Origin of the sequence: Parabacteroides caeci (assembly GCF_023656795.1) — a bacterium.
Classification (GTDB): Bacteria; Bacteroidota; Bacteroidia; order Bacteroidales; family Tannerellaceae; genus Parabacteroides; species Parabacteroides segnis.
Window position 1 is genome coordinate 58,386 of the sequence record NZ_JAMOKT010000012.1, and the last position, 24,278, is coordinate 82,663.

The window sequence follows — 24,278 nt, forward strand, 5'->3', positions numbered from 1 at the left end:
GTGTGAAGCCTCTATTTTAGTGAGCACAAATATAACAATAGTTTAACCAACTTCACCCATCCCTTTTCACATCTTTTCTCAGCAGCAACTTCTCGATGAACTCCCGCAGCTTGCGGTTCTTCAGTCCGACAACATATTTGTATTTCATCACCAAAAGGAAAATAATATCGATCAAGACTAAAAACACGATCACGAGCAACAAGACCTCGCCTGCACTCAAAATGACTGTTTCGGGGATTCCCCCGCCCGCCGTTATTTGTATCATACCCATAAGCTATTTGTTCTATAAATCCATACTCATCTGCAAAGGAACACAAACGTTTCTTCATCCGCCAACCTTATGCCGGAACGGTTGGCGCAAATTGTCACGGATATCATGACAAATAGTCCCCGTACCCGAAAAAATGCTATTAGAGGGAACATTTATCACCCCAAGGGATTATTTGTCACATCTGTTACGGACACTTTCACCACTTTTACAACTGCCAACGAAAAAGCAAAATATTTATTAATTCACATAATTATTTCATCAGTATGAAACACACCTTGAAAGGTTGGTTGGCGGACAACGCGGTCACCGCCGACAACAAGACAGACAAGATCCTGCTGCTCGAATCGGCTGGCGCGATGAACAAGGAAGACATCCTCGAAAAGATGTTCAACGCCAACACGGGGCTGCAGCCCGAAACGCTTCGCCACGTGGTCGACCTCTACCACCGCATCGTGCTTGATGCCCTGCTTGAAGGCAAGCAGGTTAACACCGGGCTGTTCTACGCTGTGGCAAAGTTCCTCGGAGTGGTCGAAGGAGGCAAGTGGAATCCGGAGAAAAACTCTGTCTACATTGCCCTCACACAAGGGCAGGAGATGCGCGAAGGCATCAAAGAAACTCTCGTCTCGATCCTCGGCGAGAAGGCGAACGTGATGTATATCCTCGAAGTTGAAGACCGCAAGACCGGACGTAAGGATGGATCCGCTACGGCAGGCAAAAACATCTTCGTGCGTGGTGCGATGCTTAAGGTCATGGGCGACGACCCGTCGGTAGGCGTCACCCTGACCAACGACAAGGGCGAAGTGACGAAAATCGACAACGACGACATCACGATCAACAAGCCGTCTGAACTGACACTGCTTCTTCCGGGTACACTTACGGATGGCGAATACACGCTGACTGTTACCACACAATACAGCAAGGGCAACGTTGGTTTGAAAGCCCCACGTAGCGTCTCTACCCTGATTTATGTAGGAGGCAAACCGGCAGACGACAATGATCGTCCAGAGATAGAGTGACGCACATCCTGCGTTAGGGTTGACGCAATACCGGCGTTAGCTCTGACGCAGGGCATGCGTCAACTCTAACGCAATGCCGGCGTGAGGCAAAAAAAGACAAATACACCTAATTTAAGAACAAACAAATGAATACTGATATACATTTAAAAAGAGACCCCGAAAAGAGGCGGATGCGCCTTAGATTCGGGGTTTGGTTGCTTTGGATGGTGCTGCTGGCGATCGGGCAGCAGGCTGGAGCAAGCAACTATTTAAATCCGAGCCGGGCAAGACTGACCGACCGTATTGCAACAGAAGGATATGTCCAATTGGATTTGCCGGTCTATGAATCCGATGGTGATGACGAAGGCATTCATGAAGGCTGGCTATGGGTAAAAGTCGCCGGTGAAGGATCTTGGGAAAAAGCATTAAACTTTTCGACTATCGAAAAGGAAGACAGTTGGCAAGATGGCGGGGATAAATGGGTAAGTGTTTATAACGCTTCTCATTATGAAGATGGTTTTCCTTATATTCAAGATAGATATGGTAATTGGAAAGCTTTTCCTTATAATAGAGAAGAACGCTACTATTTTCCAGAAGAAACGATAAATGAAGGAGAGAAGTTTGTCATAACCAAAGTTTCTTTCCGCTGGTATATTCCTTCTAAATTTGCAGGAAAAACATTGGAGTTTAAGGTACAACTGAATGTCGATTATAATGGTGATGGCAATGGAATACAAGAACTGGAAGGATCCCCTACTTCTTGTAGTGGCGGTACATTCAATACCCCACAACTAAGTTATGCCATGTCGCAGACACCAGGTAAATACACGGTGACATATTCCGGTCTTTCAACTCCGAAAGACGACTCCCGTATTCAGTGGGATAGTGAAAGTAATAAAGTAAGCACAGCACTTACCGGTAGCAAAGACTATGATATACGGAACACAGGCAGGGATGTGAAATTCACGTATCATTACAAATTGCACCCTTATGCACATACACAACGTTCGGTAACTATCAAGCTGTTACCGTTCCGCTACCCGGAAACAATCCAACTGAAGGATGTTGCAAATGGAAATACCGAAGTCAGTTGGACTATCACAGGAGATAATAATGCGGACGACTTCGGAACTGGACTTTTTGAAGTACAACGTGCCTCCGATAATGGATTCACACAAAACGTGAAATCAGTCGGTACAATCGAGTTTAACAAAGGGCAAACCAACTATTCCCTGACAGACAATACGGGCGCAGATAATTTGAACGGGACGCTTTACTACCGTCTTCGTCGTAACCACGCCAGTTTATGGGAATGGAGATACGTTAAGTCCAATTCAATCCAAAAAACGATGTCCCATCAAAACGTCGCCACCGCCACCGCCGAACGCCTGAACTGGGAATCAAGCCAGCAAGCCAAGATATCCTGGACGCTGGACACGAAAACGGACAACAAAGTTTGGACAGATGGCGCACAAGTAATCGTCAAGCGGACGATGGACTATGGCGGGAACAACACGAAAACGGATGAAATACCGGTTACAGAGGAAGACCTCAAAAACGGCTACATAATCGACGACCTGAACGTGTCATGCGTAAACTACACCTACACCGTCTATGTCAAGCCGGGCAACAACAACTACACGGCACAGAAAGAGGTCGTCGCCACCATCGACCCGGACGCGCCGATCCTGCCGTCGGAAATAGGCAAGATCACCTCCATCGTCGCCTCCAAAGGTTACTATCCCAACCGCACCACCGTGCAATGGGAGACAGACGGGAACCCGATCGAGAATTTCGAAATCCTTGGCCGGGAATACCTGGCCGGACAGGGCGAGGATGCCAATTGGAAAATGCTCCAAACCGTAACCGGCGGCACGCAAACGTCCTATATCTACAACCACGAACTGGGACATCCCGGAATCATGTATGAATACCGCGTAGTCGCCACCCTGAAATGCGTTGATAAGACCATCCGGGAAGAGTCCGACATCGAACGCGGGTTCCGCAGCCCCACCGGTACGATTGCCGGGCAAATCCTCTTCAAGTATGGCGATGCCGTGGTAGGCGCAGAGGTATTGGCAGAACCGAAAGACCCCCAGCTTAAGGCCGGGCAGAGCCTTTCGTTTGCCGGAAACGAGAACAGCTATATGCAGACACGTAGCGAAATGGAGGTGCCGGAAGAGGCCTCCCTCCAGCTCTTCGTCAAACCCCAAAAAGCCGGGCAGAACGTGACGCTCTTCCAATGGGACCGCTATGCCATCGGCATCCGGGAAGGCAAGGCGGCAATCAGCGCCAACGGCGGAACGAGGTGGTACGAGGCAGAGGCGGCATTGCCCACCGGCAAGTTCACGCAACTGACAGCCGTGTTCGACACCGACCTGACGCTTTGGCTCTACATCGACGGGGAAAAGGCGGTTAAAACAATCGCTTCCGGAAATATCGGCACGAAAAGCGAGACAGCACACGTGACAGCCGGCAAGGGTTTCGCCGGCCAGATCGACGAAGTGCGCGTCTGGTCGAAAGCATTGGACGAAACAAAGAAAGAAGTCTCCAACACCTACAACCGCATCCTGGAAGGAAACGAAGAGGGGCTGACCGGCTACTGGCGCCTGAACGACCCGATATCAGACGAGGCATACGACCTTGCCTACACGGGGACGAACTACCACAAGAACCGCATCCTGCTGACGAATGCGACCCCTACCGATGACTATCCGACCAATGACCAATTGGGATTCCGTGCCTTCACGGGTCCGAACGGCAACTACCAGATCAGCGGGTTGCCCTACGTCGGTACTTCAAGTATCTATATGATCACACCTCGCTATCCGGGGCATCAATTCACCCCGGCAAGTATCAACGCGACGCTCGGTTCCAGCCAACCGGTGGTCAACGGGATCGACTTCAAGGACAATTCCAGCATCACGGTCAGCGGGTATGTATTCTATGAAAACAGTTCCATCCCGGTACAGGACGCGACCTTCACGGTTGACGGGACGATCGTGACCGATGGAAGCGGTGCACCGGTAAAATCCAGCAAAGACGGGCAATTCACCTTTACGGTTTCCTCCGGCACACACACGGTGAGAGTCGAAAAGCACAACCATACGTTCGAAAACGACGGCCGCCTGTTGGACAGCAACGGCAGCAACATCAACTACCAAGAAGCGCTGGCCGATGTCCGCTTCTGGGACCAGACGAAGGTGAAGCTGATCGGCCGCGTGGCAGGCGGTACGGTCGAACAGAACAAGCCATTAGGCTTCTCGCTCTCGAAGAACAACCTCGGCGATGACATCTACCTGAAACTGACATTGGAAGGAAACGCCTCCGCTGAACTGAGCAACGAGGAGAAAACCGAAACGGTGGAACATTACGACGGTTCGCACACGAACAAGGTCGATTACAAGAAATCGGAAATCCTGATTCATGCCGACAATGCTACCGGCGAATTTACCGCCTGGCTCTACCCCGAAAAATACAAGATAGAAGAAATCCAGGTGAAAGGCTACGACAACCTGTTGAACGGGACGAGCCAGACGCTTAACCTGACAAACTGTTTCGACGAGCAGACATCGGAATATACGGACGACAAAGGCACTGCCCACCGGTTTACCTACAACGCCCAATACAACTATAATTATCGGGTAAACCCAGTACTGACCTACGAACAGTTGGATAGAAAGGGCGGAAAGGCGCTCGCCTACTTCGGCGACGAGACCTTCACGACCACGACCAAGGATGGCGACAACCAGAAGGTCACGCTCTACGACAAGGAGACGGGCAGCTACCTGTTCGGACATCCGGTCTTCCATGAAGCGAACTACATCTTCCGGGTCTCCAGCCACGAAGATTACTACTACAACAACGTAAAAAATGGTGATGATGTCGTGGTAGACATGGTACCGACACAAGGCGGCGAGTTGAAGATTACGAACGAAATGAATACGCAGACACAGGGCAGCGCCACACTGGATGATACTGGCGTGGTGGAAGTAGAGATCGAGGTGAACAGCCCGGACATCGCTGCAAACTTTGGCGGTTTAAAGACGTTGGACTTTGCCGTTGGAGGAACCACCGCACCGCAATTGACCGCCTACATCTTGGGATTGCGTGTCTCCGGAACGAGCTTCGTATCGGCAGGCCCGATCACCCTGTTCAACATCCTGCGCGACCCTCCCGGAAGCCACAGCTATTCCTATTGCGAGGCAGGGCAGACCTATACCTACCACTCTACCCGTGCAACTGGGAAAGCCCAGCATGGAAGCGAGACACTCAACGGTTATTACGGGGTATCGACAACTACCGGAATCGGCATGATGATGACCAACGACATTATCAATACAGTCGGTATCAAGGAAGAACATGAAGTCTCCAGCAGTGACGCAAACGGATCATCTGTTTCACTCACCATCACCAACCGCTACCAGACAAGCGACGACCCGATTTATGTCGGTGCGGATGGCGACCTGTTTTTAGGAACGACCAGCAATATCGTGTATGGGCCGGCCGACGAAATCGCAATCATGGCGAAAGACGAATGGCAACGTATGATAGACGCGAAAGGAGAAGGGACGCTCTACGGGGAGGTCCAGACACCTTTGATTGAAGCGGACGGTTATGTCATCGCCAAACGGAAAGCGTTGAGTGTCGGAGTCATGCACTCGACCTTCTTCTCCTATCCGCAGGTCTATATCAAGAACACGCTGATGGATAACATCCGCGCCGTGCGCAACTCACTCTTTGCTCCCTACGGGACTACGATGTCGGAAGCGCAAAGTATGGCCAACAATACCCACCAACCGGTCTACATCACGCACCGCAAGGCAGACGAAGAGGGCTATGGAGAAGACAACCTGAAAGACGGGTACCTCTCCGATGGCGACAGCTACACGGTCGTCCTACCGACAGGAGCGTTCACCGGAACGTGCGACTCGGTTTATGTCTTGAACCAGAGCCTACGGGAATGGGAACGCCTGCTCGAAATGAACGAACGGGAAAAGGCAACGGCCAGCGATTTGGTCGATAACTACTCGTTCCATGCCGGAGGTATGGTCGAATATTCCGAACAGACCTCGAACATGACCGAACATACCCATACCTACAATCTGATTTCCGGTGGGGGATTGCTCACAGACTTGGGATTCACGATAAACAAATGCGGTCTTGTCGTCTCAATCGAAGAATTGGGATATGGCACGAAAGACACGGAAAGCGGGTCTTCGTCCGAAGAGAACAATACAATCGGTTTCGTATTGGCCGATGAGGGTGACGACGATTACCTGAGCGTAGACGTTCTTCGGGCACCGGCGCCGAAAGGAGACTTCAACACGATCATCGCTGACAGCTTGAACAAGTATAGCGGGAAACAGTTCGGCAGCTTCGTGTTCCGTACGAAAGGCGGTGCGACCAGTTGTCCGTATGAAGGCGAATTGCTGACGGAATATTACCAACCGGGCACACGGCTCAATGCGCCTACCTTGCGCATTGAAAATCCGAAGATCTCGACCGAAAAGCCGGTTGTTTCCAACGTGCCGTCCGACCAGGCCGCCACATTCGTACTGAACCTCTACAACGAATCGGAAGCGGCTGAAGGTTGCTACTTCAACCTCTCGATCGTAGATGCACAAAACCAGAAAGGGGCAAAGTTCTCGATAGATGGTGTGCCCTTGGCCGACAAGCGCGGTATCTTGGTCGACTATGGCGAAGTCTTGCAAAAGACGCTGGAAATCCGTCGGGGAACGGAGTATGACTATGAAGACCTGGCAATCGTGTTAAGCTCGCAATGCCAGGCCGACCCGACCGGCTTCCAGGAAATCATTGCCGACACGGTCTATATCTCCGCCCACTTCATCCCGTCGTCGTCGGACATCAACATCAAGAGCCCGACCGACAAGTGGACGCTGAACACCAACTCGCCGACCGACTCAACCGGCAAGTACTACCTGCCGTTGACCATCGACGGGTTCGACGTGAACTTCCAAGGATTCCACCATATCGAAGTGCAGTACAAGGCATCGTCGGAAGCCGACACGCGCTGGACCAACATTTGTAGCTTCTTCACCGACACCACGTTCTATGAAGAAGCATCCGGAGAAAAGGCGTTCATCGACGGTGCGACCATTTCAACCCGTTTCTTCGGGGCGGAAGACCAGAACTACGATATCCGTGCCGTGAGCTTCTCGAAGGTGGGCAACGAGTTCGTGACGAAGGAATCGCCGGTCATCACCGGAGTGAAAGACACGAAACGGCCGGTTGTCTTCGGGAATATCGAACCGGCAGACGGCATCCTGAACGTAGGCGACGAAATCCGCTTGACCTTCAATGAACCGATTGCCGAGGGCTACATGACGGAGGTGAAGAACTTCCGCGTGACCGGAACCCGCAACGGTTCCAACGGCGACCACTCGACCGCGTTGACGTTCGACGGACGCAGCTCATACCTCGCCACCCAAGTGACACGCAACCTCGAAGCCAAAGACATCACGGTGGAAATGTGGATCAATCCTTCTGCCGTCGGACAGGAAATGACGCTCTTCAGCCACGGCAACACCGCCAACGCGCTGGAACTGACCGTGACGAAAGAGAACTGCCTGAAAGTCCGCATCGGTGAATCTGAATATACCTCCAAGGTATTGAATCTGAAACAGAACGAATGGTCGCACATCGCCATGACCTACCGCGCTGCCAACCAGCAATTGTCTGCCTACCACAACGGGCAGGAGGTGATCACCGGCCTACAGACCGTTCCGTACAGCGGAAGCGGAGAAATCCTGTTCGGACGGAGCATGAAGGGCGGCCACTTCTTTGCTGGACAAATGCACGAAGCACGTCTCTGGACCAAAGTGATCGGCATGACAGACCTGATCGCCAACTCGCTGCGCATCTACACCGGACGCGAATCCGGATTGCTCGCCTACTACCGGATGAACGAAGGCAAGGGTGACATGGCAACAGACAAGGCGCAAGGGGCCACCGCCTATATGTATGGCACGACCTGGAGCACACAGGACGGCAAGTCCATCGCTTTCAACGGCAAGGACGCCATCATGAGCGTCAAGACATCCAAAATCGCCTTGCCAAACACAAGTGACTACACGTTAGAGTTCTGGTTCAAGGCAGCAGCCGGACAGAAAGGAGACGCCACATTAGTAGCCAACGGAAAGGGGATCGGCGAAGAGGCTGACGGGAATAGGGATAAGGTATTCGTCGGTTTCGTGAACAACGAACTCTTGTTCCGCAACAACGGGTACGAACAAAAGGTATCGGGCAGCTTCCGCGATGGTGCATGGCATCACTTCGTATTGACCGTGAACCGGACGGCTGGTAATGCCCAGATCTTTATGGACGGTGTGTTGAACAGCTATTTCGACGCTTCAAACGTAGGCGGGTTCAGCTCTACCGAACTCTATGCCGGCGCGCGTCGCTGGACGGAAACAGAACAGATGGTCAGCCACACGGATATGTTCCTTGACGGAGCGATCGACGAATTGCGTATCTGGAACATGGCGTTGCCGGCCTCGACGATCTCCAGCAACTACAACGTATCGCCGGACGGTACAGAAATGGGCTTGATGATGTTCTTGCCATTCAGCAAGTATATCAAGAACAGCGCGAACATCCAGGAACTGGTCTACAGCGGGGAAGATTTGGTGACCGACTCGACCTTGGTCACATTGGAAAAAGCCGTGGCAACCAGCGAAGTGGCCCCCGTATGCAAGAAAGGACCTGAAACGTCTATCCCTTTCACGTTTGTTGTCAACAAAGACGCTTTGGTCATCAACCTGATGGATACACCGGAAGCTATCGAGAAGACGACCATCAACTTTACCGTGAAGGACGTGAGCGACCTGAACGGCAACCTGATGGAAAGCCCGGTGACCTGGAGTGCCTACATCGACCGCAACCAATTGAAGTGGAGCCAGAAATCCATAACGAAAGAGAAGAAGCTGAATGCAACGATGTCATTCACCGTCGATGTGGAGAACTTGGGCGGAACAGCCAAAAACTTCAAGATTGAAGGCCTGCCCGCTTGGTTGGATGCCATGCCGGAATCCGGTACCATCGAACCGCAGGGACGGACAGCGATTACTTTCACAATAGACGAAGGGACAAACGTAGGCCGCTACGACGAAGTGATCTATGTCAAAGGCGACAACAACGTAGCTGAATCGTTGCCTGTCACGTTGAAAGTGTTTGACGAACAGCCGGACTGGACGGTCAATCCGGGGGATTTCAAGTATAATATGAATATTTATGGACGTGTCCGCATCAACAACCTTTTCTCGGCAGATGCCGAAGATATGTTGGCTGCGTTTGACATGACTGGCCGTTGTATTGGTGTGGCAAACAGCCAGTATCTGAAGGCAAAGGATATGTGGTTTACCTTCTTGACGGTTTACAGTAATGAGAAACATCTGAATGCGAACCAGATCGAGTTCCGCACGTGGGATGCCAGCACAGGTTTGGTTTATACAGCTTATCCGACCGAAGAGATTGCTTTTGATTGCGATGTGGTAAAAGGGACAGTTTCTACTCCGGTTATCTTCGATGCGGAAGAACGTGTGGTACAAAATATCCAGTTGATCAAGGGATGGAACTGGATCTCCTACAATGTGGCGAGCGAGTTGTTCTCCACGCCGGTAAACATCCTGAACAAAGCTCTTTTTGAAGGGGATGAAAAGGTGAAGGATGAGACGAACGGTGTTTATATGGAATATGACGGCAATCGTAAAAAATGGGTGAACAATAACCCGGACAACACGTTGAAGTTTGACAACCGGCACATGTTCTTGCTTGAATCGCCGGTGGTACAGAAATTGAGCGTGGCTGGTTCTGCTATCCATGGTGCGGAGAACCTGACATTGAATATCCGTCCGAACTGGAACTACATTGCCTACTTGCCGACTGTAAACTTGCCGATCACAGAAGCCTTGGCGGGGTTTGAGGCTACGGAAGGTGATATCATCAAATCGCAAGATCGCTTTGCAATGTACAACGAAGGAGCCGGTTGGTTGGGTAGCCTGACTTATATGGAACCGGGTAAAGGTTATATGTTGAACAGCAAGAAAGCTACAACTTTGACCTATCCGGAAGTAACTGCCGGAACAACGACACGTAGTGCCTTGGCAACCCGTGCAGTGGCTATACAGACGGAAGGCATTTCGAGTATTGCCGGACAGTACGCAAGCAATATGTCAGTTGTAGCTACGGTGGCGGGTAGTTTGCCTCTTCATATTGGTGACCGCTTGTTGGCATACGCAGACGGAGAATTGAGAGGTGAAGCGATGGTAATGGAACGTCCGGCAGATGGCGAACCTCTCTTCTTCCTCAGCGTAGGAGGAGAAAGCAGTGAAGGTATCTCATTTGCCCTTGAACGGGGTGGCGAGGTCATTGCGGAGACTTCTCCCATGTTGGATTATGCGCCCAATAGCGTAAGAGGTGACATTAACCAACCGATGATTATCGACTTCGTGAACGACTTGGAGATTTCGGTTTACCCGAATCCGTTTGACCAGGAACTGAATTTCATGCTCCGTACAAATACTGGTGACCGTGTAGAGATCATACTTTACACAATGGCAGGTCAAATGCTTCACCGCTATCAGACGAAGACTACGAGCGACAGTTATTTCCAGTACCGCATCGATGTGAATACCGATATGCCGAAAGGTGTCTACATGGCGGTAGTTGTGATCAATGGCGAAAAACATGTTTATAAACTTAGTAAACGATAATACAGCAGTAAGATGAAACACTATCTATGTTATATAATGATCTTGATAGCCTCCACATGTGTGGTGGGCTGTCAGGATGACAAAGAAGAACTGATGCCGACAGTGGTGGAGAAACCGATATGGGAATTGGATTTGAAGGAAGATGATCCGGAACCGAAATGGGAAGAAGAAGTCCCGGCAAGCGGTGTATTCCAATTCAGCATGACGGGCACGATTCGGCTGTCTGAGTTTCTTGAAGCGTATGCCGATGATTCGGACGAAATATCTGCTTTCATCGGTAATGAATGTCGGGGAATGGTGAGATCGCAGGTGTACGAGGGAGAACGATTGTTCTTCCTCTATATCCGGGGTAATGCTTCGGAAACCCAGAAAGTGACGTTGAAGTATTACAGTGCCAAAAACAAGAAGTTGTATGTATGTAACGAGTTGTTCGAATTCGAGCAGAACGGATCGTATGGGAAGCTCTCCGAACCGATTGTTCCACCATTTGAAGAGGCAGGCAAGTATCCGGAGGTAATGACGGCTACTGTAGCGTTGAACGTACAACTGCCGTTTGAACCTAGGTCTTCGGATCAGTTGGCTGCCTTCGTCGGTGATGAATGCCGAGGTGTTGGTTCGCCGTTAGAAGTAGATGGGAAACAGTTATTTCAGTTCGATATTCGTGGCAAAAAAGGCGAAACTGCACCGGTCTACTTTTTGTACTATAGCCAACAGGCCAGTGGCATTTACAAGGCGGATGAGACGTTTTTGTTCACTAACAAAGGTGTACTGGGTACAAAGGAAAATCCTTTCATTCTCTCGTGGCAACCGGTCATCAACCAATAGAGTTCAATAGAGCTGTTGGATTTGAATAAAAAAGGGGATGTGTCAAAACACCAAAAATATGAAAATCACCCCTGTCACAGATATCTGTAGCAAGGGTGATTTTGTTAAAAAGAGAGTTTTGACACACCCTCTTTTTTAGTATGTAAGGATGGTGCTAATTGCCTAATTACAACCGTGCACGGATTGCTTCGCTTTCCTTTTCATATCCCGGCTTGTTCAGCAGCGCGAACATGTTCTTTTTGTATGCTTCGACACCCGGTTGGTCGAACGGATTGACGCCCAGCATATAACCACTGATTCCACAGGCTTTCTCGAAGAAGTAGAACAACTGGCCGATGTAATAAGCATTTACTTCCGGCATCGTGATTTTGATGTTTGGAACACCACCGTCTACGTGTGCCAGCTGAGTTCCCAGTTCTGCCATCTTATTTACTTCGTCTACACGTTTTCCGGCAAGGAAGTTCAGACCGTCCAAGTTGGCTTCGTCTGTCGGGACTTCAACTTTGTGTGAAGGATTTTCAACAGAGATAACTGTTTCGAAGATGATGCGTTCGCCTTCCTGAATCCATTGACCCATTGAGTGAAGGTCGGTTGTCAGGTCGACAGATGCCGGGAAAATACCTTTTCCGTCTTTACCTTCGCTTTCGCCGTACAGCTGTTTCCACCATTCGCCGATGTAATGAAGTTTCGGATGGAAGTTAGCAAGGATTTCAATCTTCTTGCCGCTCTTATATAATTCGTTGCGGGTTGCAGCATAGATAGCCGACAGGTTTTCATTGAAAGGAACTTCAATACCTGTAGCCTTCTCCATAGATACGGCACCGGCAACCAGGTCGCGGATACTGATACCTGCCACTGCGATAGGCAGCAAACCGACCGGAGTCAGTACGGAGAAACGTCCGCCTACATTATCAGGAATGATAAATGTCTTGTAACCTTCCTGGTCTGCCAATGTGCGAAGGGCACCTCTTTTGGCATCAGTAATGGCAACAATACGGTGTTTTGCTTCTTCCTTGCCGACTGCATTTTCCAGTTGCTTCTTCAGCATACGGAATGCCAGGGCAGGCTCTGTTGTTGTTCCCGATTTGGATATGTTAATCAGACCGAATTGTTTACCTTTCAGTATTTCACACAGTTCATACAGATAATCTTCACCGATATTCTGTCCGGCATAGAGAACAACCGGGTTCTTACGGTCAGACTGCAACCAGTCGAAGCTGTTGTTCAATGCTTCGACAACGGCTTTTGTGCCGAGATAGCTTCCGCCGATACCGATGGCAACGACAACTTCACATTTAGAACGAAGCACGTTGGCCGTGTTCTCGATGTCTGTTAATTCAGCATCCGTGATAGAAGAGGGGAGATGTAACCAACCCAGAAAATCGTTACCAGCTCCGTTTCCGTTATGTAAAGTGGCAATACATTCGTTTGCCTTGGCTTCCTGTGCGTAAACCTGTTCTTTTGTAACAGCGCCCAGTGCTTTGTCAATGTTAATACTGATGTTTTTCATACCTACTTAAATGTTTCTGTCAACTGCCGTATAACGGTAGTCGGCGATTTTCTTTCATATAATATATCGTATAAGGCGTCCAGAATCGGCATGTTTACCTTATACTTTTCATTTATCTCGTGGATACATTTGGTTCCGTAATATCCTTCGGCAATCATTTCCATTTCCAGTTGGGCAATCTTGACGGAATATCCTTTTCCAATCATCGTCCCGAACGTACGGTTACGACTGAAACGGGAATAAGCTGTCACCAGCAGGTCTCCCAGATAAACCGAGTCGGTTACGTCGCGTTCCAGGCTGTGTACGGAATTGAGGAAATTACGCATTTCTTCGATTGCATTACAGATAAATACTGCCAGGAAGTTGTCTCCATATTTCATCCCGTGACAGATACCGGCAACAATCGCATATACATTCTTTAAAACAGAAGCATATTCTATTCCTCTAACATCTTTACAACAATAGTTGTTCAGATATTGATTCTGGAATACATGGGCGACGGCACGTGCATTGTCGATATTGGAACAGGCTAATGTGATATAGGAAAGACGTTCGAGCGCAATCTCTTCCGCATGACACGGACCGCCGATTACTGCGATGTTTTCCATAGGTACATTATAATATTCCGTGAAATAGTCGGCAATCAACATGTTCTCGTCCGGTACAATCCCCTTGATGGCCGAGATGATGAATTTGTCATTCAGCGGGGTCGTCACCTTCATTAAATGTTGTTTCAGGAACGGAGATGGAGTCGCAAAGATTAGCGTATCGGAATCGCTAATCGCATCGTTAATATCCGTGTAGAATTTTATTTTGTCCGTATCGAACTTTACGGCAGACAGATAACTGGGGTTGTGTCCCGTCTTTAAAAAATCGTCAACCTGGTCCTGCCGGCGCATATACCAGTTAATACTATCCTGTGTAGAAAGTACAATCTTGGCTAAGGCGGTAGCCCAGCTACCACCTCCCATTATTGCAATTTTACCGGGTAATTTCATAGCATTCCCTTTTATTTGGCTGCGTTGGCAATCCATGCTTCCACTTCTTCGGCCGCAGGATTTTGCAGTTCCAGCTTATACTTCTTGTTTATCTCACAAAGTTCCTGGCGCAGCTTGTTAGGGTTCACCTCTTTCAGCGTGTCGACAGTCAGATAACCGGCTTTCTGTAATGCCGGAACCCAGGCTTCATCGATACCTAATGCTACGTATTTGTCGGCAGCATCTTTCTTTACTGTTTTTTCCGGACGCATTTGCGGGAAGAACAATACTTCCTGAATAGTAGTCTGGCCGGTCATCAACATGACCAAACGGTCGATACCGATACCGATACCGGATGTAGGAGGCATACCGAATTGCAGTGCGCGCAGGAAGTCCTGGTCGATGAACATCGCTTCATCGTCCCCTTTTTCACTCAACTTCAACTGATCTTTGAAACGTTCTTCCTGGTCGATCGGGTCGTTCAGCTCGCTGTAAGCGTTTGCCAGCTCTTTTCCGTTCACCATCAATTCGAAACGTTCAGTCAATCCCGGTTTGCTGCGGTGCATTTTAGTAAGCGGGCTCATTTCAACCGGATAGTCGATAATGAATGTCGGTTGGATAAATGTACCTTCACAGAATTCTCCGAAGATTTCATCGATCAACTTGCCTTTACCCATTGTTTCGTCGATCTCCATCTTCAATTCTTTACAAATTGAACGGATTTCATCTTCGTTCTTGCCTTCCAGGTCGTAGCCGGTCTTTTCCTTAATGGCTTCCAAGATAGGTAAGCGACGGAAAGGAGCCTTGAAGCTGATAGTCTTGCCGTCGACTACGGTTTCGCATGTACCGTTGACAGCCATACATATTTTTTCCAGCAGCTGCTCCGTGAAGCTCATCATCCAGTTGTAATCCTTATATTGGACATACAATTCCATGCAGGTAAATTCCGGGTTGTGCGTCCGGTCCATACCTTCGTTACGGAAGTTTTTCCCGATTTCGTAAACCCCTTCGAAACCGCCGACGATCAGTCTTTTCAGATATAGTTCGGTAGCGATACGCAGATAAAGGTCAATATCTAATGAGTTATGATGCGTGATAAACGGACGTGCACTTGCACCACCGGCGATAGACTGAAGGATCGGAGTTTCTACTTCCGTATATCCGGCTTCGTCGAGTACGGCGCGCATTGTTTTGATCACTTTTGCACGTTTCATAAAAATATCCTTTACGCCATCGTTTACGATCAGGTCGATGTAACGCTGACGGTAACGCAGTTCGGGATCGTTAAATCCGTCATAAGCTACGCCGTCTTTGTATTTAACGATAGGCAGCGGTCTGAGTGATTTGGATAATACCGTCAATTCCTGTGCATGAACGGAGATTTCACCCATTTGCGTACGGAATACAAAGCCTTTGATTCCTACAATGTCTCCGATATCGAGCAGCTTCTTGAAAACGACGTTATATAAATCTTTGTCTTCACCCGGGCAGATATCATCACGGGAAATATATACCTGTATTCTGCCTTCCGAATCCTGCAACTCCATGAATGAAGCCTTACCCATAATACGGCGGCTCATGATACGGCCTGCAATAGTTACAGGACGAGGTTCTGCATCGTCTTTAAAAGATGCCTTTATTTCATTGGAATATGCGTTTGTTACGTACTCAGCAGCGGGATACGGTTCTATCCCCATTTGGCGCAATTGCTCCATGCTATTGCGTCTTATGATTTCCTGTTCACTCAGTTCTAATAGATTCATTACGCTATTATTTTGTATAATACGGCGCAAAAGTACAAAACTTTTCTCACTTATTGGATAAAAGTGAGTAGTAGTTTACTTAATTATATATTAGAAAAGCACTTATGGTTACGTATTGCTTCCGGCAAGAAGAAGCGTACATCTTTGCCGGCTTTCAGTGATTCGCGTATAAATGTGGAGGATATTTCCATCAGCGGGGCATCAACTTTACGGATGTCGGGAAGGTTGCCGGGAATGTTGATTTCGTATCCTTTGCGTGGATAAATCAGGATAGGATAGTTGGTGATTAACGTTTCCGATTCTTTCCAGCGATTGATTAACGACCAGTTGTCGGCCCCCATTATAAAATGAAATTCGCGGTCGGGATATGTACGGTCGAGGATACGTAAGGTGTCGATCGTGTAAGTCGGTTGGGGGAGCGTAAACTCGATATCGCTGGCACGGAATTTGGTATATCCGGCAATGGCAGCTTCGACCAGTTCGAGCCGGAGCCGGTCATCCATCAGGTCGTCGCGTTTCTTCAGCGGGTTATGAGGCGTGATAACAAACCAGAGTTCGTCCAACCCCGCAAACTCACACAGCCAGTTGGCCAGGGCCAAATGACCGATGTGAACCGGGTTGAAAGAACCGGAAAAGATTCCGGTTTTCAGTTTGTTGTTTTCCTTTACCGTTGTTTCTTCCACATTATAAAGTTGAATGCCTGTACGCCGAATACGAGTCCGGTTGCAAATGCAATGAGATATTCTTTATAAATGAGGCCTGCAATGCAGGTTCCCAATGCCGCGATTCCGGTCAGTACGAAAATATATCCCCATTTACGTGATAATTGTCTGTTGTTATTCATTCTTTAGACAGAAAATCCTTTATTACTTCCACTGCTTCGGCCTGTGCTGTCGCAAGGTCGTCGTTTACGATGCAGACATCGAAATGAGGAATAAATCCCAGTTCGAATTCCGCTTTTGCGATACGGCTGTCGATCACTTCGGGAGCATCCGTTCCACGTCCTTCCAGACGTTCACGCAGATGGGCGATGCTGGGCGGCTGGATGAATACTGAAAGAGCACGGTCACCATAAAACTTTTTGATGTTGCATCCGCCGACAACGTCCACATCGAATATGACGTTGTTGCCTTCGTTCAGTTGGCGTTCCACTTCACTTTTCAATGTGCCGTAGTATTTATCGGTATATACTTCCTCATATTCCAGAAAATCACCGGCAGCGATACGGGCCCGGAATTCGTCGGGAGTCAGGAAATAATATTCCACACCGTTCTGTTCTGTTCCGCGCGGTGCACGGCTTGTTGCCGAGATAGAGAAATGCAGGTTCAGGTTCTGTTTTAACAGATGGTTGATGATGGTTGATTTACCTGAGCCTGACGGGGCGGAGAATATAATTAATTTACCAGCCATATTATAATACGTTTAGTACCTGTTCCTTGATTTGTTCCAGTTCGTCTTTCATCTGAACGACAATTTTCTGCATTTCCGCATGGTTGCTTTTCGAACCGAGCGTGTTGATTTCGCGTCCCATTTCCTGAGCGATGAAACCGAGCTTCTTTCCCTGTCCGTGCCCGTCTTTCATAGTACTGATGAAATATTTCAGATGGTTGTCGAGACGGTTCTTTTCTTCGTTCACATCCAGTTTTTCGATGTAATAGATCATTTCCTGCTCGAAGCGGTTCTTGTCGTAATCCTGGTTGGCTACCTTTTCGAGGTTGTCCATGATACGGGCTTTGATCTTTTCGATGCGTTCGCCTTCATATTCTTCCACTTCGGTCAGCAGGCGGGCGATATTACCGATTTTGTCTTCAAATAACTTTTGCAGCATGGCGCCTTCCTGGATGCGGAAGTCACAAAGATGTTTGATGGCTCCCTTTACCGCATTGAAAACAACTTCCCATTCGCTTTCGTCTACTTCTACAATTTCAGATTTGATAACGTCCGGCATTTTTAGTAATGTCTGGAACCAGTCAGTCGGAAGTGCAATGTTCAGTTTTTCTGCAATATCCTTAACCTGGCTGTAATAACTTTCAAAAGCGGTAAGGTTGATCTGGGTAGGAGTATCTTTTCCTATATATTCGATATAAATGCTGAAATCGACCTTACCCCGTTCAAGCGACTGAAGCAGCTGGCTACGGATTTGCATTTCCTTGTCTTTGTAGATAGAAGGGATGCGGGTTGATAAATCCAGTTGTTTGCTGTTGAGTGCTTTTATTTCTACGGTTACCTTTTTTGAAGGAAGTTCGGCTGTAACCTTGCCGAATCCAGTCATTGATTGTATCATTGTTCTAAAAATTTGTGCAAAGATAGCTTATTCAGTTGACAGTTGACAGTTGACGGTTGACAATTATTTGGCTCTATGTATAAAAAGTTCGTTATTTTCTCATTCGTATAAAGACGTTTTTGTACTTTTGCGACCAATTAATCCGGTTGATGAACAGCGGAGTTCTATTGAAAAATATCTGTCACTTGTCAACCGTCAACTGTCAACTATTATGTCTTGTATTTTAAATATTGAAACATCGACCTCGGTGTGTTCCGTCGCTTTATCGGCTGATGGTGAGGTGCTTTTTGAAAAGAGTTCATTTGAAGGTCCGTCGCATGCCGCTTTGCTGGGTGTTTATGTGGAAGAGGCTATTGCGGTAACCAAAGAAAAAGGATTGAAGCTGGATGCAGTAGCAGTCAGCAGTGGTCCGGGATCTTATACCGGATTGCGTATCGGCGTATCGGTAGCCAAAGGTTTGTGTTTCGGTTACGGCATACCTCTGATCAGTATTCCTACGCTGGAAGTGTTGGCTGTTGCCGCATTGGAACAGCAAAATAATGCGTCCGACTGTTTGTATTGCGCCATGCTCGATGCCCGTCGGATGGAGGTGTATGCAGCTATCTATGATGTTAATTTGAAGACGGTTCGCGAAACGTCTGCTGATATTGTAGATGCAGATACTTATGCTTCCTGGCTGGAAAAAGGGAAAGTTTGTTTCTTTGGGAACGGTGCAGCCAAATGCCGGGAGGTGATTACTTCTCCGAATGCTCTCTTTATCGATAACATCCACCCGTTGGCTGTTAATATGGTAACCTTGTCTGAAAAAGCATTTGCCGGAAACAAGTTTGAGGATGTCGCTTATTTCGAGCCGTTTTACCTGAAAGAATTTCAGGCAACAATCGCTAAGAATAAGGTGTTGGGATGATAGCGTTTTGAAAGCTATCATCCGGTGAAGATTGTTAGCAGGAAGCTATTTCTTCGCACTTAATCAAATCCCAACCCCGGAATTGAAGCAGTATCAAATGGAGCGTTGTGTCTTTGGCCAATTGTAAAGCGATTTTGTCTTTACTGTATTGTAATAGTTGGCGGCGTCCTTCTTCTGCTTGCGTTTCGAGTTCGGCATCGGTTGCCGTGCGTGCGGCATATTTTAATTCCAGTATGTAGCTGTGTCCGATATCGGGATACCGTTTTTTGTCGGGTAATAAAAAGAAATCGCAGTAACCGTAATTCATTTCCAGTTCCGGTTCTACCAGGTAATAAGAAGCGAGTGCCAGATATGCCTTCAGGAAACCTTGCAGATTCCTTTCTCCTTCCATAGCATCACGTACGGAAGAATTCTCACGATAGGCGAGGGCGATGGATTCGAAAAACGGTTTCCATTGGCCGTCGTAGGCGAGGTCGTCTATTAAATCTTTCAGGTGAGAAAGGTTTATTGTATGAAACTGTTGATAATAATCGCGCAGGAAACCAAAGTATTGTTCACGTACGCAATTATTGGGGATACACATTTTTAATCGGTTGCCATGTGTGCCACACATCGTGAGCAGACCGTAATAATAAAGCAGGCTTCTGAAATTATCGATATCCGTTACTTTTTCTGCCGGGAAAGAGGTGTGTAGGTCGACCAGTATTTCCCCTTTAGCTGCAATCTCTTCAATAGTGCTCATGCGGCTTCCTTCCTGTGAACTGTCATGGTCGATACGGGCAAGCATTTTGAGTTTGCTGTAATCCGTACGAATGTTTTTATCGACCATATCTTCGGGGGCGCGATGTTTCTGTATCTGATAATTCAGATAATAAAGTGTCATGTCACAATTGAACACCCGGTCGCTATCCAATGCCATTCGAGCGAAACAATAATTATTATACCACGGCTTCATTTCTGCGATCATTGTATCTATGTCTCCTGTCAGCATATCGTTTTGCCGGTAATAATGAAACATTTCACGAACATCTGTTTCATCGAATCCCATCATTGCGTTAAAAGTTTCGTCGGTCGAGATATTCCAGTCGATGTTATAACCGCTCGATAAATCATCCAAAGTGATAGGACTGACCCCCATCAGGAAAATCCGGTCGAACATTCCTTTGAACTGTTTAAAGTATTCCCGGTAGAAACCGCTGGCATGTGTCAGGTCGTGAAACATTTTCTGCCCGTGTTCACTCAGTATGACATTTGTGAAGTTGTCATATTCGTCTACGATAAGATAAAGCGGATACCCTTTTTCTTTTGCTTTTATCTCGATGTACGACAGTTTTGCTTTGGCACTTGCTATATTTTCGATTGTAGCTTTATAATCGGCATCGTAATAGGACGCATATTCGTGTGCGAATTGATTGATAATAAGACTGCAATAGTCGTTGAAGCCGGTCATCATATCGGTTCCCGGTTGCGAACAACCGGCTTTTGAGAAATCGAAGTAAAGCACTTGAAAGCGGTTACGCTGGTCAGTCGGGTGGCTGCCGATCCATAAATCGCCGAAATACTTTTCGAAGTTATCCTTTTGCAATATATCATAATATGTACGCATCAAGCTAAGGAACAGACTTTTTCCGAATCGTCTGGGACGGATAAGAAACAAGTAGCTGGGCATCTTTTCGATCAGCGGCAGATATATCGTCTTGTCTACGTAATAAAAGTTTTCGTTTCTCAACCGTTTGAAATCAGATATTCCGTATGGTATTCCTTTTACTTGGCTCATGTTGGATGCTTTTTAAGATATAGAGACAAAGTTAGTTTATTCCGGCAAATAAAACAATGTTTGCGGAAGTATTCCTACTTTGTGTTTTACTATCTATTTTCTTATATAAATTTGAAAAATAACTATCATACTATCATTTTATTATATAATATGCAATATATCAGTAATATATATTATGATAGTTCTATAAATAAACTATCATTTAACTATCATGAACCATCATACATGGAGCTCATACGATATTACTGGAAATGCAGGATATAAGCAAAGAAAATATATTGATTTATTTCAAATAAACTATTGAAAAACATTGCTTATATAATATATATTTCTTATATTTGTAAGGAGAGGAAGTTGTTGACATCCGGGTGTGAATGCTACGGAGACCCGGGTGTAGGCATCGTTCTGATCCGGGTGTAAATAGGGGTGAAATCCCCGTCTTAGTGAGTTTTTCTAGTATTATTATTAAATTAAAATACCTGTTTATGGCACATTTCTATGTTGTTCGCACGAAATCGGATAAGACAGGTCCGATCGAAAAGAAGCTGTTTTATGGAGTTCCCGTTACGAAGGGGAGGATCACGACCGACCAGTTGGCAGAAGAGATTGCCGACCGTTGCTCATTGACGCGGGGAGATGTGCTGGGCGCCGTCTGCGAGATGAGTGACATTATCCTTGAACGTTTAAAAGAGGGTTACTCGGTCGAGTTGAAAGATATGGGTGACCTTTATCTGGCTGCCGGAAGCGAAGGGTATGAACAAGCAAAAGACTGTACCCCGCATCGGGTAAAGGCGAAGCGGGTCTGTTTCAGGATGGGATCGCGGTTACGTAAAGAAATGAAGTTTTTTAAATTTGAAAGATACCCGTTCGAATGAAAGTAAGCCAATATCGTTATAAGAAAAACCAGCTTATGTTACAGATACGTAGTCTGGAGCCTGTGGTGGAGATGTTACGCTCTGAGAATATGGGGGTACAAGTTGCCAATGTGCGCAATAGCCTGCACTTTTCTCTGCCGGGGCATGCGAATGAGTGGGTACGGAAGTTACCCGTTATCGTTTGGGGAGCAACTTTTCTACGAAGAGAAGGGAAAGTGCGCATGAAAAATTATAGCGGATATGTCTTGCTGGAACTAAACGGTTTATCCGGTCCGGAGGAAGCGGCTTCAATACGTGAAGAGGCTGCCACTATGCCTCAGACTTTGTTGGCTTTTATAGGATTAAGCGGTAAGTCGGTGAAGATTATCGTGCCGTTTACCCTGCCTGATGGCAAGTTGCCGCGTAATGAAGAAAAAGCCGTTCTGTTTCATACGGCGGCCTACCAGTTAGCGGTCGGACATTTTCAACCGCAGTTAAGCAGCATGATCACTTTGAAAGAACCTTTGCTGACGCGAGGGACACGCATCAGTTATGACGCCGGGTTGTATTATAATCCCGCGGCGGTGGCTATCCGGTTGGAACAACCGTTGCAGATGCCGGGAGAAAGTGATCTCCGTATCATTCAGGATGTGCCGCTTGACCCGGTCGAACGCCTGTTACCGGGTGTTGAACGTAATACGCAGATTGCCACTCTGTTTAGCGTCGTGTTAGTGGAAGCGGTCCGTAAGTTTGCCGGGAGTAATAGTAATGATCTGCATGCCTTGTTCACCGAGATGGCTCAAAATTGCTGCCGCCTGGGAATCCCGGAGGAGGAAGCTATCGGTTGGACTATGCGGTATGAAGCTCTGAAATCGCATGAGTTGTTGGTGCGGCAGGTGTTCCGTTCCGTTTATCTGCTGAAGAAAACGGTCGGAACTAAGTTGCCTTTGCCGGAATGCCTTTCGTTGGTGATGCAACTGGATGAATTTATGTCGCGGCGCTACTTTTTCCGGATGAATGAGATGAGCGGTGGAGTGGAATATCTCGACCGTTCGGTTATACAGTTTGTATATAAGCCTTATACCCAGAAGGTTCGTAATAGTATTTGCCTGGAGGCTCAAAAAGAAGGGTTGAATGTTTGGGATAAGGATATAGACCGTTATGTATGTTCCGATCAGATTCCGTTGTACCATCCGATCGATTCGTATCTGGCAAATCTACCGGCTTGGGATGGAAAACCGCATATTCGTGAGATGGCCGGCAGGGTTCCTAACAATAACCCGTTATGGAACGATTGTTTTTACCGTTGGTTCCTAAGTATGGTTGCTCATTGGATGCAACTGGATAAGGAGCACGGGAACAGTACGACACCCCTGCTGGTAGGTGACCAGGGATGCGGCAAGTCCACTTTTTGCCTGAATCTGTTACCTCCGTCGCTTCGTCCTTTTTATACGGACAGTATAGATTTCGGGAATAAGAAAGAGGCAGAACTGGCTTTGCACCGCTATGCCTTGATCAATATCGATGAATTTGACTCGGTGAAGGCTTCTCATCAGAGTTTTCTGAAACATGTGTTACAGAAAGCGACAGTCAATGCCCGTCTGCCTTACCAAAGCACGACTCGTAGCTTGCGACGTTATGCCACTTTTATTGCTACCAGCAATAATTTTGATTTGTTGACCGATCCGACCGGGAGCCGCCGTTTTATCTGTGTGGAGGTGGAAGGCCTGATCGATTATATCCAGCCGGTCGATTATGAACAGCTTTATGCCGAAGCGAAAGAGATGTTGTGTCGTGGGGAACGTTTCTGGTTTACGCATGAAGAGGAGGCGGCAGTGGTTGAGAGTAACCGGAGTTTCCAACAAATCCCGGCAGAAGAGCAGTTGTTTTTGCGTTATTTCAGCATTCCTGCCGATCCGGAAAGTGTTACGCCTGTACTGGCTTCGGAGATACTGGATAAAATAGCAGAGAAACAGCCCGGTTTTGTTATCACAAAGAAGATGATACTCAACTTCGGTAAACTTTTGAAGCGAAATAACGTACCGAATAAGCGGACGATGCGGGGGACTTGTTATTATCTGGAAGAGGTAGATGGTTGATTGTTATGTTGTTATGTGAATGCTGCGTGATAGTATGATAGATGCCATGATAGTTGTTTTTTACAACTGTCATGGCGCTAACTGTATTATTATAAGGATGTTGTGTTTGGAAATGAGAGTATGAGAGTTTGTTTCATTGTTTAGAAAATTGATCTGGCGGTTTTCGATAATGGCATAATATAAAAGTTTCGGTTGTTGTACCGAAGGGTATTTCTTTCAAATCGGTTTTGCGGAAGAAATTTTAGAATTACAGGTAAGGATAGTGATTTGCATGAATAGATG

The 24,278-nt window shown here is 47.4% G+C and carries 15 protein-coding genes; 6 read left to right on the plus strand and 9 right to left on the minus strand.

The window, feature by feature from the left end:
- Nucleotides 1-52: 52 nt before the first annotated feature.
- Nucleotides 53-265, minus strand: coding sequence for a hypothetical protein (locus NBH15_RS08345; protein WP_244050231.1), 213 nt, complete (start codon nucleotides 263-265; stop codon nucleotides 53-55).
- Nucleotides 266-534: 269 nt separating this feature from the next.
- Between NBH15_RS08345 and NBH15_RS08350 the strand changes: the two genes are divergently transcribed.
- The 3 genes from NBH15_RS08350 to NBH15_RS08360 all read left to right on the plus strand — a co-directional run bounded on the left by NBH15_RS08350 (nucleotide 535) and on the right by NBH15_RS08360 (nucleotide 11,825).
- Entirely contained in the window at nucleotides 535-1,287 is a 753-nt protein-coding gene (locus NBH15_RS08350; protein WP_244050232.1) for a DUF4469 domain-containing protein, read from the plus strand.
- 125 nt (nucleotides 1,288-1,412) lie between these two features.
- Entirely contained in the window at nucleotides 1,413-11,000 is a 9,588-nt protein-coding gene (locus NBH15_RS08355; RefSeq protein WP_250822437.1) for a LamG-like jellyroll fold domain-containing protein, read from the plus strand.
- A 12-nt stretch (nucleotides 11,001-11,012) separates the two neighbouring features.
- The gene (locus NBH15_RS08360; RefSeq protein WP_250822438.1) at nucleotides 11,013-11,825 is read left to right on the plus strand and encodes a hypothetical protein; all 813 of its coding nucleotides are present in this window, start codon (nucleotides 11,013-11,015) and stop codon (nucleotides 11,823-11,825) included.
- A 166-nt stretch (nucleotides 11,826-11,991) separates the two neighbouring features.
- Here NBH15_RS08360 and NBH15_RS08365 read toward each other — a convergent pair whose 3' ends face one another.
- The 7 genes from NBH15_RS08365 to NBH15_RS08395 form a co-directional block, all read right to left on the minus strand.
- The gene (locus NBH15_RS08365; RefSeq protein WP_244050235.1) at nucleotides 11,992-13,335 is read right to left on the minus strand and encodes a glucose-6-phosphate isomerase; all 1,344 of its coding nucleotides are present in this window, start codon (nucleotides 13,333-13,335) and stop codon (nucleotides 11,992-11,994) included.
- A 2-nt stretch (nucleotides 13,336-13,337) separates the two neighbouring features.
- Nucleotides 13,338-14,333, minus strand: coding sequence for an NAD(P)H-dependent glycerol-3-phosphate dehydrogenase (locus NBH15_RS08370; protein WP_007657739.1), 996 nt, complete (start codon nucleotides 14,331-14,333; stop codon nucleotides 13,338-13,340).
- 11 nt (nucleotides 14,334-14,344) lie between these two features.
- A complete protein-coding gene (gene lysS, locus NBH15_RS08375; RefSeq protein ID WP_250822439.1) occupies nucleotides 14,345-16,075 on the minus strand; it encodes a lysine--tRNA ligase in 1,731 nt (576 codons plus the stop codon).
- Between the two features lie 83 nt (nucleotides 16,076-16,158).
- Complete coding sequence (gene nadD / locus NBH15_RS08380) at nucleotides 16,159-16,758, minus strand: nicotinate (nicotinamide) nucleotide adenylyltransferase (protein WP_128133780.1); 600 nt, start codon at nucleotides 16,756-16,758, stop codon at nucleotides 16,159-16,161.
- Nucleotides 16,740-16,919 (minus strand): hypothetical protein, encoded by a 180-nt coding sequence (locus tag NBH15_RS08385; protein ID WP_128133779.1) that lies wholly within the window; start codon nucleotides 16,917-16,919, stop codon nucleotides 16,740-16,742. Before NBH15_RS08385 ends, nadD begins: the two co-directional genes overlap by 19 nt.
- A complete protein-coding gene (gene gmk, locus NBH15_RS08390; protein WP_007657745.1) occupies nucleotides 16,916-17,485 on the minus strand; it encodes a guanylate kinase in 570 nt (189 codons plus the stop codon). Before gmk ends, NBH15_RS08385 begins: the two co-directional genes overlap by 4 nt.
- Nucleotide 17,486: 1 nt before the next feature.
- Nucleotides 17,487-18,359, minus strand: coding sequence for a YicC/YloC family endoribonuclease (locus tag NBH15_RS08395; RefSeq protein ID WP_250822440.1), 873 nt, complete (start codon nucleotides 18,357-18,359; stop codon nucleotides 17,487-17,489).
- Between the two features lie 211 nt (nucleotides 18,360-18,570).
- Between NBH15_RS08395 and tsaB the strand changes: the two genes are divergently transcribed.
- The gene (tsaB, locus tag NBH15_RS08400; RefSeq protein WP_250822441.1) at nucleotides 18,571-19,266 is read left to right on the plus strand and encodes a tRNA (adenosine(37)-N6)-threonylcarbamoyltransferase complex dimerization subunit type 1 TsaB; all 696 of its coding nucleotides are present in this window, start codon (nucleotides 18,571-18,573) and stop codon (nucleotides 19,264-19,266) included.
- 34 nt (nucleotides 19,267-19,300) lie between these two features.
- On the opposite strand, the gene NBH15_RS08405 is transcribed toward tsaB, so the two are convergent.
- Complete coding sequence (locus NBH15_RS08405; RefSeq protein WP_250822442.1) at nucleotides 19,301-21,043, minus strand: PD-(D/E)XK nuclease domain-containing ATP-binding protein; 1,743 nt, start codon at nucleotides 21,041-21,043, stop codon at nucleotides 19,301-19,303.
- 485 nt (nucleotides 21,044-21,528) lie between these two features.
- Between NBH15_RS08405 and NBH15_RS08410 the strand changes: the two genes are divergently transcribed.
- The gene (locus NBH15_RS08410; protein WP_186958776.1) at nucleotides 21,529-21,918 is read left to right on the plus strand and encodes an HU family DNA-binding protein; all 390 of its coding nucleotides are present in this window, start codon (nucleotides 21,529-21,531) and stop codon (nucleotides 21,916-21,918) included.
- The gene (locus NBH15_RS08415; protein WP_250822443.1) at nucleotides 21,915-23,996 is read left to right on the plus strand and encodes a BT4734/BF3469 family protein; all 2,082 of its coding nucleotides are present in this window, start codon (nucleotides 21,915-21,917) and stop codon (nucleotides 23,994-23,996) included. Before NBH15_RS08410 ends, NBH15_RS08415 begins: the two co-directional genes overlap by 4 nt.
- Nucleotides 23,997-24,278: the final 282 nt, after the last annotated feature.

Coding starts and splice junctions, on each gene's coding strand:
- NBH15_RS08345 (WP_244050231.1), bottom strand. CDS start 265: ATGATACAAATAACGGCGGGCGGGGGAATCCCCGAAACAGTCATTTTG.
- NBH15_RS08350 (WP_244050232.1), top strand. CDS start 535: ATGAAACACACCTTGAAAGGTTGGTTGGCGGACAACGCGGTCACCGCC.
- NBH15_RS08355 (WP_250822437.1), top strand. CDS start 1,413: ATGAATACTGATATACATTTAAAAAGAGACCCCGAAAAGAGGCGGATG.
- NBH15_RS08360 (WP_250822438.1), top strand. CDS start 11,013: ATGAAACACTATCTATGTTATATAATGATCTTGATAGCCTCCACATGT.
- NBH15_RS08365 (WP_244050235.1), bottom strand. CDS start 13,335: ATGAAAAACATCAGTATTAACATTGACAAAGCACTGGGCGCTGTTACA.
- NBH15_RS08370 (WP_007657739.1), bottom strand. CDS start 14,333: ATGAAATTACCCGGTAAAATTGCAATAATGGGAGGTGGTAGCTGGGCT.
- lysS (WP_250822439.1), bottom strand. CDS start 16,075: ATGAATCTATTAGAACTGAGTGAACAGGAAATCATAAGACGCAATAGC.
- NBH15_RS08385 (WP_128133779.1), bottom strand. CDS start 16,919: ATGAATAACAACAGACAATTATCACGTAAATGGGGATATATTTTCGTA.
- gmk (WP_007657745.1), bottom strand. CDS start 17,485: ATGGCTGGTAAATTAATTATATTCTCCGCCCCGTCAGGCTCAGGTAAA.
- NBH15_RS08395 (WP_250822440.1), bottom strand. CDS start 18,359: ATGATACAATCAATGACTGGATTCGGCAAGGTTACAGCCGAACTTCCT.
- tsaB (WP_250822441.1), top strand. CDS start 18,571: ATGTCTTGTATTTTAAATATTGAAACATCGACCTCGGTGTGTTCCGTC.
- NBH15_RS08405 (WP_250822442.1), bottom strand. CDS start 21,043: ATGAGCCAAGTAAAAGGAATACCATACGGAATATCTGATTTCAAACGG.
- NBH15_RS08410 (WP_186958776.1), top strand. CDS start 21,529: ATGGCACATTTCTATGTTGTTCGCACGAAATCGGATAAGACAGGTCCG.
- NBH15_RS08415 (WP_250822443.1), top strand. CDS start 21,915: ATGAAAGTAAGCCAATATCGTTATAAGAAAAACCAGCTTATGTTACAG.